Here is a 12,367-nt window from a genome sequence, read left to right as displayed (position 1 = left end):
CTGCGAATGACCGGAGTGTGGGTGCTGCTGGGCGTCCTCGTGCTCGGCGGGGTCGCTGGCGCGCTGTTGCAAGCGCGCAACGGCCGCATCCGCGCGGCGAAGTCCAGCGCGCCCACACTGCCCGGTCGCGTCTCGGACGCCCTCGCGCCCGAAGGTGTCACCCTGGTCCAGATCTCCACGACGTTCTGCGCGCCGTGCCGCCACACCCGCGCGATCCTGTCCGCGCTCGCGGAGAAGACCGACGGCCTGACCCACGTCGATCTGGACGTCACCGAAACCCCCGAAGTCGCCCAGGCGCTGTCGGTGCTGCGAACCCCGACGACCCTGGCCTTGACCACGGACGGCCGCGAGGTCTTCCGCGTCGGCGGCGTTCCCCGAGGTCAGGACCTTCTCGAAGCCCTGGAGCCCCATCTGATCCCGGATTCCGGGAAGCGTCCCAAGGTGTGAACACGGTTCCCAATCTGAGGGAGCTCTGCGTACCCTCGTGCCCGTGAACCGGCTGCCCCGAACTTTGCTGACCCAGCGCCGCGCAGTGGACCTGTGCCGCGTTCGCAGCAGCCTGTGTCCGGCTCGCTGATCGCGCTTTCGAAGCCGCCGCGCGTACCACTTCGGGTACGCACCTTTCCCTCTCGTTCGCAGGAGGAACCATGTCCGCAGGACCGGCCGTCGACCCCCGTGGTCCGCGTTTCGCCGCCATCCTGACGACGATCGTGCTCGCGGTCGTGCTCATCACCCAGTGGTGGCCTCTGCTCGCGGCGCAGGCGGTGGTGTTCGCGATCGGCGCCTTCATCGGACTGAAGCCGGCGCCGTACTCCTTGATCTATCGCTACCTCGTCGCGCCGCGGCTCGGCCCGGCGACCGAACGCGAGGACGCCGCCCCGCTGCGGTTCGCGCAGGCCGTCGGGTTCGTGTTCGCCGTCGTCGGCACCGTCGGTTTCGCCACCGGCCTGACCGCGCTCGGCTTCGTCGCGACGGCGTTCGCGCTGCTCGCGGCCTTCCTCAACGCGGCGTTCAACTTCTGTCTCGGTTGCGAGATGTACCTGCTAATCAAGCGTTTCAGCCCCAGCCCTCGCGCGTCCTAACCCAGAAAGAGAGTCAGCTCCATGAGCCGTGAAGACGTCCTGGTCACCACCCAGTGGGCCGAGGAGAACCTGGACACCCCGGGTGTCGTGTTCATCGAGGTCGACGAGGACACGACCGCGTACGACAACGGACACATCCGCGGGGCGGTGAAGTTCGACTGGCGCAAGGACCTGCAGGACGGGGTCCGCCGCGACTTCGTCAACAAGGAGGGCTTCGAGAAGCTCCTGTCCGAGAAGGGCATCTCGAACGACGACCGCGTGATCCTCTACGGCGGCAACAACAACTGGTTCGCCGCGTACGCGTACTGGTACTTCAAGCTCTACGGCCACGACAAGGTGCAGCTGCTCGACGGCGGCCGCAAGAAGTGGGAGCTCGACGGCCGCGAGCTGAACTCGGACGAGGTCAAGCGCGAGCCGACCGAGTACAAGGCCAAGGAGCAGGACCTCTCGATCCGCGCGTTCCGCGACGAGGTCGTCGCGGAGATCGGCAAGAGCAACTACGTCGACGTGCGCTCGCCCGACGAGTTCTCCGGCAAGCTGCTCGCCCCGGCGCACCTGCCGCAGGAGCAGTCGCAGGTCCCGGGCCACATCCCGGGCGCGCTGAACGTCCCGTGGGCGAAGGTCGCCAACGAGGACGGCACCTTCAAGACCGAGGAAGAGATCAAGGAGCTGTACTCCGACGAGGGCCTCGACGAGTCGAAGGCCACGATCGCGTACTGCCGGATCGGTGAGCGCTCGTCCATCGCGTGGTTCGCGCTGCACGAGCTCCTCGGCTACGACCAGGTGAAGAACTACGACGGTTCGTGGACGGAATACGGCTCGCTCGTCGGCGTGCCGGTCGAGTTGGGAGCTAAGTGATGGCTGACGACAGCTGCGGCGCACCGGCCCAGGAGGCCACGCCCGCCGATTACGACACCCGCGGCCAGGTCGTGCTGGCCGGCAAGGTGACCGGTTCGGAGGGCCCCGTCGGCGGCGCCTTCGTGCGGTTGCTGGACGGCGGCGGCGACTTCACCGGCGAGGTGGTCTCGTCGGCCGACGGCGATTTCCGCTTCTACGCGGCCCCCGGTGACTGGACGGTGCGCGCGCTGCACCGCTCCGGCAACGGCGAGGCCTCCGTCACCGCGCAGGGACCCGGTGTACACCAGCTGGCGATCTCGGTCGCCTAGGACGGGCTGAAGGGGCCCTTCACCGCATGCGACGCGGTGAAGTAGGCGTCGGTGGGCGCGCCCTGCCGCGTCAGTTCGTCGAGCTCGCCGACGCGGTTCGCGGCGAACTCCAGATGCTTCTTCGCCTTGTCCTGCTCGTCGAAGGTGAGCCCGAGCGCGGCCGATTCACCCGCTCGTNCATCGCAGATTTCGCGATGAAAGGCCCCTTCATTGCACGGGTGGGGCGCATGACCGGACCTTTCGGACACCCCGATTCCACGGTTCGGCCGCATGCGGTTCGCGAAGTACACGTAGGCTCGCGTCGTGAGTGAGGTGTACACCGAGGCCGCGGGCATCGGCGTGAGCTGGCTCGACACCGCCGGGCCGGTGCTCGTCTGGGTGATCGTGCTCAGCTTCATCTTCGTGGAGTGCGCGCTGATCATCGGACTTTTCCTGCCCGGCGACTCCCTGCTGTTCGCGGCCGGGGTCGTCCTCGCGCAGCACGGCTCCGACCTGAACGCGTGGCTGCTGTCGGCCGCCGCGCTGCTGGTCGCGATCCTCGGCAACCAGGTGGGGTATTACATCGGGCGGTCGACGGGCACGAAACTGATCGCGCGCCGCGGCGGCAAGGTACTGAACCGGCACAACCTGGACCGCGCCAGGGCCTTCCTGGATCGCAAGGGTTTCTTCGCCATCGTCGCCGCGCGCTGGATCCCGTGGATCCGCACGCTGGCGCCGCTGATCGCGGGAACCGCGCGGATGGATCCGCGCCGGTTCGCGCTCGCGACCGCGCTCGGCGGGCTGCTCTGGGTGCCGACGCTGGTGCTGCTCGGCTACTACGGCGCCGGCCTGCTGGACCAGCTTCCGTGGGTGAAGACGGTCGCGCTCTGGGTGAGCGTCGCGTTCTTCGTGGTGGGCACGGCCTACGGCGTGATCCGCTACCGCCAGGAGATGCGGCGTCCAGCCGAAGAGACCGAAGAGAGCACCGCCTGATCCATCCTGGCCCCGCCGCCACCCTCAACGGAGGAGCTGCGCTCCCATGCCTAAACCTCGGGGTCGGCCCAGATCTCCAGCTGGATGCCGTCGGGGTCACGGAACACGATGACCGACGAGCCTTCCAACGTCCGCGACCCCTTCGACGGCGAGTAGACGACGCCGTATTCCGAAAGCCGCGCTTCCCATTCGGCCAGCTCCGAGCGCGAAGACACCTTGAACGCCACGTGGTCCAGACCTGTGCGCCGTTCGTCGAATCGCGGCCGCTCGGTGTCCTGGTGTTCGACGAGTACCACCGCGAAACCCTCGCTGGGCGACCTGAGCACGACCTTCCGCAGACCCGTTTCGGGGTCCTCACGACGCGTGAACTCTTCGAGTTCGAGCACTCGGGCGTACCAGGGCACGCTCCGGTCCACATCGGTCACGGTGAGTGCCAGGTGGTGCACAGACATGAGCTTGGACATCGGGGATGACCGTCCTGATCAAGAGCTTGGGGGCGCCACCAGGGTGACACAGGCGCCTCGGGCCACGAGGTGATCCGCCGACTTCCCACATGAATCGTGATATCCGCCGGGAAACAGTGTTAAAAAGTGGCTGAACCGCACGCGGAGCCGATATCGCCCCGTGACCGCGCCGTGGCCCTGGGTGTCAACGTCCTCCGCCGACGGTCAGCACCGTCCCGGTGGTGTACGACGCGGCCGGGGAAAGCAGCCACAGCACGGCTTCCGCGACTTCGCCGGGCTCGCCCGCCCGTCCCATCGGAATGGTCGGCGCGATCCGCTCCATGCGATCGGGCATTCCCGCCGCGGCGTGCAGTCCCGTGTGGATCATGCCCGGTGCGACAGCGTTGACCCGGATGGATTCTTTCGNAAGTCGGCGAAGCGATCCGCGAAACCCTTTGCGCGGACACGGTGACAGGTCAGAGGTCGTGGCCATCGACGATCGCGGCGTGGCCCTGATGGGCGCCTCGGGGCGCGCTGTAGCGCGGCGGGCGGCTGCTCACCGGCGAGGCCGGTGGGACCATGAGCGCGAAGAACGATGTCTGGCCGGTGCTCCTGTCTCCGATCGATTCTCGCGACCGGACGGAACCGGGGGAAATTTCCCTCGATGTCTTCGACTGTACGCCAGATCGTGCTGCTTTGGTGAATTGCTTCCGCTCCGCCGTCGTGGGACGCTGGACGAAGACCACGGAGCGTCCGTGGCGTGTGTTGTGGTACCAGTGCCCTTCTCGGCCGCACCAGCCCCTTCGGTGTTGTGAACCCCGTTGCTGGATTGCCCACTTTCACGAACCCGGAACGGTGTGATCCACCATGACGTCCACGCAGACGAGGCAGGGCAGCGACTTCGCCGAACTGTCCAAATTGGTCAAAGACGCCGGCCTCCTCGGCCGGCGGCGAAAATACTACGCGGTGAAGATCTCCTTGAATCTGCTCGCTTTCGCGGGCGGTTGGGTCGCCTTCGCGCACCTCGGGGACTCCTGGTGGCAGCTGTTCCTCGCCGCGTTCTTCGCGATGATGTTCACGCAGCTGTCCTTCATCGGCCACGACGCGGGGCACAAACAGATCTTCCGCGGCCGCAAGGCGAACGACGTCACCGGTTTCGTCCACGGTGGACTGACCGGGCTGAGCTACGGCTGGTGGATCGGCACGCACACCCGCCACCACGCCAACCCCAACCACGAGGACGAGGACCCGGACGTCAACCTCGCCGCGCTCATCTTCACCAAGGCACAAGGCACCGAACGGCGCGGTTTCCTGCGCTGGATGGCGAAATACCAGGCGTTCCTGTTCTTCCCGCTGCTGTTACTGGAAGGCCTGAACCTGCACGTTTCGAGCGTGACGGCGATCTTCCAGCGCGGCTTCAAGCGGCGGAAGCTCGAATCGGCGCTGATGCTGGCCCATATCGCCGCGTACCTGACCGCCGTGTTCGTGGTCCTCTCGCCTGGTGTCGGCTTCGTCTTCATCGCCGTGCACCAGTGCCTCTGGGGTGTGTACATGGGCTGCTCGTTCGCTCCGAACCACAAGGGCATGCCGACGCTGTCGGCCGGGCACAAGCTCGACTTCCTGCGCAAGCAGGTGCTCACCTCGCGCAACGTGCGCGGCGGGCGGGTCGTGGACTTCGCGCTCGGCGGCCTCAACTACCAGATCGAGCACCACCTCTTCCCGAGCATGGCGCGGCCGAACCTGAAGCACGCCCAGGTGATCGTGCGGGAATTCTGCGCGAAGCACGGCATCGACTACGCGCAGTGCGGCTGGGCGGCGTCCTACGGCCACGTGCTCCGGCATCTGCACGAAGTCGGGGCGCCACTGCGTGCTCAACCGGCGGGTGCGCGATGACCTCCGCGCGCTCCCTCGGCGACGTCGCCGAGCCCGCCGACGGCGACCGGTGCCCGAGCTGCCCGCATCCGCTCTCCGCGCACGACGTGATCGCCCGCCGGTTCTGCACCGCGACCGCGGCCGGCGGCTTCAGCCGCGGCTGCACCTGCGCCACGAAACCCGAAACAACCGAATAGAGGATCACCATGAACGCCGACACCGTCCCCGTCTCCCGGTACGAAATCCGGGTCGACACCGTGAAGAAGATCGTCACCGAGCACACCGGCCTCGACAACGAGGCGGCGTTCGCGCTGGCCGTGCACATGGTGCGGGCACTCGACACCGTCCCGGAGCCCGTCCGCTAGGCGGACACCGGCCAGGCGGCGTGACCGGGGTTACTCGCGCGTTAACAAGGCGTCAGCGAGGTCTCGCGAAGCGTCAGGGAGACGTTGCCGGAACGGCCGGGCCGGGTCGATCGGAGTTGTGCTGACAAGGCACTGACCGATCGACGCGGAGGTAACCGTGACGCTCAGCGAGCTCCTGCCCAGCCTCGGTTGCGAGGCCGCCGACCACCTCGAACCCGGGGTCTGGCCGCGGAGCACCCGGCTCGGCCCCGGCGGCGAACTGCTGTTCGCCGGCGCGCCGGTGTCCCACCTCGCCGCGAGGTTCGGGACACCGGCGTACCTGCTCGACGAGGACGAAGTCCGCCAGAACGCCCGCGCGTACCGGAAGGCGCTGCCGGACGCAGAGGTGGCGTACGCGAGCAAGGCGCTGTGCACCCGCGCGGTCCTGCGCTGGGTCGCCGAAGAAGGGCTTTCCCTCGACACCTGCTCGGCGGGCGAGATCGCGGTGGCCCGGTCGGTCGGCTTCCCCGCCGAGCGGATCCTGCTGCACGGCAACGCGAAAACCCCCGAAGACCTCAAGGCGGCGCTGTCCTACGGCGTCCGCCGGATCGTGGTGGATTCGCTCGACGAGATCGAGCAGCTCGGCGCGCTGGCCACCGGCGCGCAGCAGGTGCTGATCCGCGTGACACCCGACGTCGCGGCGGGCACGCACGCGGCGATCACCACCGGCACCGAGGGACAGAAGTTCGGCTTCTCGTTGCGTGAGGGCGTCCGCGACAACCTCGGCCGGGCCGTCTCCGCGGTGCTCGCGCAACCCGGGCTGCGCCTGGCCGGGCTGCACTGCCACATCGGCTCGCAGGTGTCGCGGGTGGACTTCTACGAACTGGCCGCCCGCAAGATGATCGGGGTGCTCGTCGCGCTCCGCGAGACGCACGGTGTCACCCTGCGCGAACTGGATCTCGGCGGCGGGCACGCCGTGCGTTATCTGCCCGGGGACATGGGTTTCGACATCGACGGCTATGTGCGCCGTCTGCGTGTCGCGCTCGCCTACGAATGCGCGTCGCACGGCTTCCCCCTGCCGAAACTGACGATCGAACCCGGTCGCGCCATCGTCGGACCGGCGGGCATCACGGTGTACCGGGTCTGCGCGGTGAAACGCGGCTCGCGCACTTTCGTCGCCGTCGACGGCGGGATGAGCGACAACGCGCGGCCCGCGCTCTACGGGGCGGCCTACACCGCTCGCCTGATCGGCAGGCGCAGCCGCGCGGCCAGGCGGCCCATGACGGTGGTCGGACGGCACTGCGAATCGGGTGACGTCCTCGCGGACGGGCTCTCGCTCCCCGACGACGTCCACCCCGGCGATCTGCTCGCCGTCCCGTGCACCGGGGCGTACCACCACTCGCTCGCGTCGAATTACAACCTCGTCGGCAGGCCGCCGGTGGTCGGGGTCTCCCGCGGCACGGCGACGCTGCTCGTCCGCCGTGAAACCGAGGAAGACCTGCTCAAACGCGACCTCGGCTGACGTGCCGTCCGAAATCCTCACCGCCCGGCCTGTCACGCGACAGAATCCTTTGCCCGAAGGGCCAGTGAAAGAGAATCACGACAAACAACTTAACGGCGGTAGCATTCTGGACACTTATCGATACGCTGCGCGACAAGAATCGCATGCCGAAACAAAGGGAGGGACGGCATGGGTGACGAACCACGCGCGCAGATGGAGCAGCGCACGCCAAGAGGTCTGGACAATACCGATCGCACTCTGATCGCACTGCTGCAAGTCGACGGGCGGGCCTCGTTCACGGCCTTGGCCAAGGCCGTCGGCCTGTCGGAGGGCGCCGTGCGGCAGCGGGTACAGCGGCTGCTGCGGGACGAGACGATGCAGATCGTCGCGGTCACGGATCCGGCGAACGTCGGGCTCGGCCGTCAGGCGATGGTCGGGATCAAGGTCCAAGGCGATCCGCGGGCGGTCTCCGACCAGCTCTCCGGAATGCCGGACATCCACTACGTCGTCCTCACCGCGGGAGGTTACGACCTGCTCGCCGAGGTCGCCTGCCGGGACGACGAACACCTCTTGAGTGTGCTTAACGACGACATCCGGCCCATCCCGGGTGTCGTCAGCACGGAGACACTGGTCTACCTGAAACTCGCGAAACAGACCTACGCCTGGGGCAACCTCACGCGGTAGACCTTGTCCGGTCGTGAGTGTTTTGGGTCGCCGGAACGCCCCAAAACACTCACGACACTTCGAAACCCGCTAGACGCAGTGCAGGAACGCGTCGGGAGTCCGCCGCCTGGAATCAAGACCGCGGAGGACTTTCGGCAGCGTCCCGCTGTACAGGACCCCGAGCCGCTGCGTCGCCCGCGTCAGCGCGACGTACAGTTCCGCCTCACCGCTCGGGCCTTCGGCGAGGATCCGCTCCGGCTCGACCACCAGGACGGCGTCGTACTCCAGCCCTTTGGTCGCGGAGGGCGCGATCGCACCGGGCACTCCCGGCGGCCCGATGACGACCGACGTCCCCTCACGACCCGATTCCACGCGGGTGAACTCGGCGACGGCGTCTTCGATGTCCACTTCGGACACTCGGCGTGCCAACGGACGCACCCCGCACGAACGCACCGAATCCGGCGGAACGGCGTCCGGCGCGAAACTCGCCAGCAGTGAAGCCGCCACCGCCATGATCTCCGAGGGCGTCCGGTAGTTGACGGTCAGCTTCCGGTACACCCAGCGATCGGCGACGTACCGGGAGAGCATCGAGTCCCACGACCGCGCGCCCGACGGCGACCGCCGTTGCGCGAGATCACCGACGACGGTGAACGAACGGCTGGGACAACGCCGCATCAGCACCCGCCAGTCCATTTCGGACAGTTCCTGTGCTTCGTCGACCACGACGTGGCCGTAGGTCCATTCCCGGTCGGCGGCGGCGCGTTCGGCCAGCTCCCGCTCGTCTCGTTCGGCGAACCGGTCCGCCAGCTCCTCCGCCATCAGCACGTCCGTCGGCCGGAGCGCGAACTCGTAGTCGTCGTGGTCCTCTTCCACCTCGACGATTTCCAGCACCCGCTCGGCGTATTCCTTCCGCTCCAGACGCTGCCGTTCCGCCGCCCTGCGTTCGGCGGTGCGGTCGACGCCGAGGAGTTCGACGGCTTCGTCCAGCAACGGCACGTCGGACACCGTCCACGCGTCCGAGTCCTCGCGGAACAGCGCCAAGTCGGCGCCGGCCGCCCGCAACCGCTCCGGTGAGGCGTAGAGGTCGGCGAGCAGCCGCTGCGGCGTCAGCGACGGCCAGAGACGATCGAGCACCGCGCGGAGCTCCTCGCTGGCTTCCAGGTCGCGCCGGGCGTTCCGCAGCAGCTCCGGACGCGTGTGCTCGTCGTCGGACGGCAACCAGCCCGCGCCGAGCCGGTCGACCGCGCGCGTGGCGAGCGCGGCGGTCACCGCCCGTTCGAAGACGGCCTTCGCCTCGTTGTGCAGCAGGCCGCTTTCCCTGGCGACCTCGCGCGCGGCGGCCGCGACCTCGGCGTCCAGCGGCACGGTCACGTCGTCGAGTTCGATGGGCTCCGCCTCGACGGGGAGTTCCTGCCGGTCCGCCACCGCCGCCGCGAGCACGTCCAGGATCGCCAGTGAGCCCTTGAGCCGCTGCACCGGCGGCGGATCCTCGCGTTCGGTGCGCAGACCGGCGACGAGGTCACCGGGCGTCGCGAAGACGGCGCTGGTCTCGCCGAGCGACGGCAGGATCTGGCCGATGTGGTCGAGGAAACCGCTGCTGGGCCCGACCACGAGCACGCCGCGCCGTTCCATGCGCTCCCGTTTCGTGTACAGCAGGTACGCCACCCGATGCAGCGCCACCGCCGTCTTCCCCGTGCCCGGACCGCCTTCCACGACGACGACACCCGCGTGCTCCAGCCGGATGATCTCGTCCTGCTCGGCCTGGATCGTCGCGACGATGTCCCGCATCCCTTCGCCGCGCGGCGCGTTGACCGCGGCCAGCAGCGCGGCGTCGCCGCGTTCCCCCGTCGATTCCGGACGGCCGAAGACCTCGTCGGTGAAGTCGAGGACGTCACGGCCGAGGGTGCGGAATTGACGGCGCCGAGCCATTCCTTCCGGGGACGCCCCCGTCGCGCAGTAAAACGCGCGGGACGCCGGCGCCCGCCAATCGAGCACCAAGGGTTCGTAGTCGTTCTCTTCGTCGAAAAGACCGATCCTGCCGACGTACGAACGTTCTCCCGAAAGGGCGTCCAACCGGCCGAAACAAAGACCCTCGTCGGCGATCTTCAGCCTGGCCATCTCGCGCGCCTTGGTGCCGGCCGAGACCTCACGGTCGGAAAGCGCGAAGCCTTCTCCCCGCAGCGCACCGGCATACGCCTCCTTCACCCGCGCGCGTTCGGCGTCCAGCCGCCGGTAGAGCGACGCGACGTACTGCCGTTCGGATCGCAATTCCTCGTCGTACCCCTGATTTGACAAGTTCCCCTCACAGCGGTTAGACTGACAACACATTCGGCGCGTCGATCAGTAATTCTGATTCGGGCGCCGATTTTTTATTGTCCACCGCTTGTCAAGAGGGACCCGGCATTCCCCCGGGAAACGATCGTGCGCGATAATGGGGACGAACATCCGCCATTACCGCGCACGATCCGCTCAGCCGAGCATGAACTCGCGGGGGTCCAGCGCCCGCCCGACCACCCGGACGTCGCCGAGCCAGCCGTGGAACGCCTGCTCGACGATCGAGTCGTAGGCGTAGGCGCCGATCAGCCACGAGCCACCGGGGTTCGCGATCCCCGCGGCCGGCGTCTTCGGGTTCCGCAGCACCGGGCAGCCGTCGACGTAGAGCGTCGTCCGCCTGCCGTCATTGACCGCCGCGACGTGGATCCACTCCTCCAGCGTCAGTTCGTGCCCCCAGCAGGTCGAGATCCCGTTCTGGTTCACCGGGAACACCGCCCACTGGAACGCCGCACCGTCCGAAAGGGACAGTGTGGCCGAAGGCTCGCCGGGATCGTCGCCGGTCTTGCCCGCCTTACCGCCGGCGCCCTGTCTGCCGAAGATCGCGGCCCAGGCGTGCTTCCCGTCCTTGAAATCCGCGGGCAGCTTGACGAACGCCTCGACGGTGTAGCCGCGCGCGAACGTCTCCGCGTTCATCGGCGCGGAGTCCGCCGTGCGCAGATACCCGCCGCGAGCCGGTTTCTTGCCGCCCTCGAACCGCAGGCTCGACCTCGACGGCTGCCGTCCGGAGAACTCGCCGGAGAATCGCAACGCCTCGGGCGCGCTGCCGGGCAAGGTCACCCGGACCAGGTCGTTGCCCCGGCCCGAAAGGTCACGAATACCGTCAACGGGCGCGCCGTCCCGGCCTTCGAACCGCCAATAGGCCACGGTCCCGCGGATCAGTTGCCGTTCGGCCGGCCGCGCGGGCGGCACCGGGACTGGCGCGAACCCGGCGAACCTCGTCTCGAAGTCGATCTCCAGGCTGAAGTAGTCCGCCGGACCGGTGCGTTCGATCTCCCGCCGTTGCAGCTCGTTCAGCCGCGGCTCCTGGTCCGCCAGCCACGGCGAGACGGTGCGGACGTCGATCACGTTCCGCGCCAGGTCGAACCGGTAGAGCCGGATCATCGCGCTGCCGCCGTAGTAGCGGTCCTGGTAGTTCGTGATGTGCAGATGGACGTCGTGGCCCGCGTGGTTCTGCTTCACCGCGCGTCCCGGTGGCCAGAAGTGCCCGTTGAGCGTCAGGAAGATCTGGTCGTTCCCGGCGATCAGCTCGTCCCAGACCTTCTGCCCGAACTCCGAGAACCGCGCCTGTCCGGCCTCGTCGGCCCATACCAATTCATGGATGGTCAGGATCGCCGGAAGCCGCGGATTCCGCGCGAGCACCGAGCGTGCCCATTCCAGCCCGCCCGCCGACGGCCGCCAGTCGAGCGCGAGCAGCAGCCACTCGCGTCCGCCCGCACGGAAGACGTGGTGGCTGTTGTAGCCGTCCGGGCTCGCGCCGCGGAAGGTCCGCGAACCCCGCTGCCGGTGCGGCCCGAACGCGTCCAGGTACGGCGTGCGCCCGCGCTGGTCGTCGGTGGAGGACTTGATGTCGTGGTTGCCCGCCAGCGTGCTGTACGGGAAGCGGCGCCGGTCCAGGTGCTGGAACGAGCGGCTGATCTGCTCGAACTCGCCGGGCTGCCCGTTCTCGGTGAGGTCGCCGAGATGCGCCAGGAAGACGATGTTCTCGTCGCCGCCGGTGACGTACCGCAGGGTGGCGTCCAACGGCGCGGGGTCACCGCGGTCGGCGTCGAAGAGGTACTGGGTGTCGGGCAGCACCGCGAGGGTGAAGCGGCCGTCTTCGAAGTCCGGGCCGTGATGGCCGAAGGTCGCCGAAGCCGCGGGAGCACCTAGCGCGGGCAACGCGGAGACCGCCGCACCGGCGCCGAGCAGGCCCGCGCCGCGCAGGAAGGTCCGTCTGGAGGAGTCGTTCACGGCCGCAACCTACGGTCGCGGAGGCAACGCGTCCCGAACC

General features: G+C 68.3%; 13 protein-coding genes and 2 pseudogenes. 10 read left to right on the top strand and 5 right to left on the bottom strand.

Translation table 11 applies throughout. The features are described from left to right. Nucleotides 1-6 precede the first annotated feature (6 nt). The 4 genes from LCL61_RS08385 to LCL61_RS08370 all read left to right on the top strand — a co-directional run bounded on the left by LCL61_RS08385 (nucleotide 7) and on the right by LCL61_RS08370 (nucleotide 2,248). Entirely contained in the window at nucleotides 7-447 is a 441-nt protein-coding gene (locus LCL61_RS08385; protein WP_340686306.1) for a thioredoxin family protein, read from the top strand. Nucleotides 448-647: 200 nt separating this feature from the next. Continuing rightward, nucleotides 648-1,082 (top strand): DUF4395 domain-containing protein, encoded by a 435-nt coding sequence (locus LCL61_RS08380; RefSeq protein ID WP_340686305.1) that lies wholly within the window; start codon nucleotides 648-650, stop codon nucleotides 1,080-1,082. 21 nt (nucleotides 1,083-1,103) lie between these two features. Next, nucleotides 1,104-1,940 (top strand): sulfurtransferase, encoded by an 837-nt coding sequence (locus LCL61_RS08375; RefSeq protein WP_034312619.1) that lies wholly within the window; start codon nucleotides 1,104-1,106, stop codon nucleotides 1,938-1,940. Continuing rightward, nucleotides 1,940-2,248: a DUF1416 domain-containing protein gene (locus tag LCL61_RS08370; RefSeq protein ID WP_034312617.1), complete on the top strand. Its 309-nt coding sequence runs from the start codon at nucleotides 1,940-1,942 to the stop codon at nucleotides 2,246-2,248. The genes LCL61_RS08375 and LCL61_RS08370 overlap by 1 nt, the downstream gene beginning before the upstream one ends. Before the next feature lie 35 nt (nucleotides 2,249-2,283). On the opposite strand, the pseudogene LCL61_RS08365 reads toward LCL61_RS08370, so the two are convergent. Continuing rightward, a pseudogene (locus LCL61_RS08365) lies at nucleotides 2,284-2,424 on the bottom strand (DUF5667 domain-containing protein); the annotation flags it as partial. Between the two features lie 127 nt (nucleotides 2,425-2,551). Between LCL61_RS08365 and LCL61_RS08360 the strand changes: the two are divergent. Next, complete coding sequence (locus tag LCL61_RS08360; RefSeq protein WP_125679558.1) at nucleotides 2,552-3,220, top strand: DedA family protein; 669 nt, start codon at nucleotides 2,552-2,554, stop codon at nucleotides 3,218-3,220. 50 nt (nucleotides 3,221-3,270) lie between these two features. Here LCL61_RS08360 and LCL61_RS08355 read toward each other — a convergent pair whose 3' ends face one another. Together LCL61_RS08355 and LCL61_RS08350 are read right to left on the bottom strand one after the other, a co-directional pair. Next, nucleotides 3,271-3,684: a VOC family protein gene (locus tag LCL61_RS08355; protein ID WP_005160702.1), complete on the bottom strand. Its 414-nt coding sequence runs from the start codon at nucleotides 3,682-3,684 to the stop codon at nucleotides 3,271-3,273. Between the two features lie 184 nt (nucleotides 3,685-3,868). Then, nucleotides 3,869-4,084, bottom strand: a pseudogene (locus tag LCL61_RS08350) (SDR family oxidoreductase); the annotation flags it as partial. Between the two features lie 446 nt (nucleotides 4,085-4,530). On the opposite strand from LCL61_RS08350, the gene LCL61_RS08345 reads away from it, so the two are divergent. From LCL61_RS08345 to LCL61_RS08325, 5 genes are all read left to right on the top strand, one after another. Then, the gene (locus LCL61_RS08345) at nucleotides 4,531-5,556 is read left to right on the top strand and encodes an acyl-CoA desaturase (RefSeq protein WP_340686304.1); all 1,026 of its coding nucleotides are present in this window, start codon (nucleotides 4,531-4,533) and stop codon (nucleotides 5,554-5,556) included. After that, on the top strand, nucleotides 5,553-5,732 hold the full coding sequence (locus tag LCL61_RS08340) for an RGCVC family protein (protein ID WP_340686303.1): 180 nt from the start codon (nucleotides 5,553-5,555) through the stop codon (nucleotides 5,730-5,732). The genes LCL61_RS08345 and LCL61_RS08340 overlap by 4 nt, the downstream gene beginning before the upstream one ends. 9 nt (nucleotides 5,733-5,741) lie before the next feature. Continuing rightward, a complete protein-coding gene (locus LCL61_RS08335) occupies nucleotides 5,742-5,900 on the top strand; it encodes a DUF6307 family protein (protein WP_340686302.1) in 159 nt (52 codons plus the stop codon). A gap of 157 nt (nucleotides 5,901-6,057) precedes the next feature. Further along, complete coding sequence (lysA, locus tag LCL61_RS08330) at nucleotides 6,058-7,401, top strand: diaminopimelate decarboxylase (protein WP_340686301.1); 1,344 nt, start codon at nucleotides 6,058-6,060, stop codon at nucleotides 7,399-7,401. A gap of 168 nt (nucleotides 7,402-7,569) precedes the next feature. After that, the gene (locus LCL61_RS08325) at nucleotides 7,570-8,064 is read left to right on the top strand and encodes an Lrp/AsnC family transcriptional regulator (RefSeq protein ID WP_016337981.1); all 495 of its coding nucleotides are present in this window, start codon (nucleotides 7,570-7,572) and stop codon (nucleotides 8,062-8,064) included. A 69-nt stretch (nucleotides 8,065-8,133) separates the two neighbouring features. Here the strand turns inward: LCL61_RS08325 and helR are convergent, their stop codons facing one another. After that, entirely contained in the window at nucleotides 8,134-10,338 is a 2,205-nt protein-coding gene (gene helR, locus LCL61_RS08320) for an RNA polymerase recycling motor ATPase HelR (protein WP_340686300.1), read from the bottom strand. A gap of 174 nt (nucleotides 10,339-10,512) precedes the next feature. Continuing rightward, on the bottom strand, nucleotides 10,513-12,327 hold the full coding sequence (locus tag LCL61_RS08315; RefSeq protein ID WP_340686299.1) for a LamG-like jellyroll fold domain-containing protein: 1,815 nt from the start codon (nucleotides 12,325-12,327) through the stop codon (nucleotides 10,513-10,515). Between the last annotated feature and the right edge of the window lie 40 nt (nucleotides 12,328-12,367).

The sequence above is a fragment of the Amycolatopsis coloradensis genome (assembly GCF_037997115.1).
GTDB classification, from domain to species: domain Bacteria; phylum Actinomycetota; class Actinomycetes; order Mycobacteriales; family Pseudonocardiaceae; genus Amycolatopsis; species Amycolatopsis coloradensis_A.
This window is presented reverse-complemented; position numbering and strand designations above follow the sequence as displayed.

Bases quoted from the DNA above. Each gene is read 5' to 3' on its own strand.
- LCL61_RS08385 (WP_340686306.1), top strand. From the start codon at position 7: ATGACCGGAGTGTGGGTGCTGCTGGGCGTCCTCGTGCTCGGCGGGGTC.
- LCL61_RS08380 (WP_340686305.1), top strand. From the start codon at position 648: ATGTCCGCAGGACCGGCCGTCGACCCCCGTGGTCCGCGTTTCGCCGCC.
- LCL61_RS08375 (WP_034312619.1), top strand. From the start codon at position 1,104: ATGAGCCGTGAAGACGTCCTGGTCACCACCCAGTGGGCCGAGGAGAAC.
- LCL61_RS08370 (WP_034312617.1), top strand. From the start codon at position 1,940: ATGGCTGACGACAGCTGCGGCGCACCGGCCCAGGAGGCCACGCCCGCC.
- LCL61_RS08355 (WP_005160702.1), bottom strand. From the start codon at position 3,684: ATGTCCAAGCTCATGTCTGTGCACCACCTGGCACTCACCGTGACCGAT.
- LCL61_RS08345 (WP_340686304.1), top strand. From the start codon at position 4,531: ATGACGTCCACGCAGACGAGGCAGGGCAGCGACTTCGCCGAACTGTCC.
- LCL61_RS08340 (WP_340686303.1), top strand. From the start codon at position 5,553: ATGACCTCCGCGCGCTCCCTCGGCGACGTCGCCGAGCCCGCCGACGGC.
- LCL61_RS08335 (WP_340686302.1), top strand. From the start codon at position 5,742: ATGAACGCCGACACCGTCCCCGTCTCCCGGTACGAAATCCGGGTCGAC.
- LCL61_RS08325 (WP_016337981.1), top strand. From the start codon at position 7,570: ATGGGTGACGAACCACGCGCGCAGATGGAGCAGCGCACGCCAAGAGGT.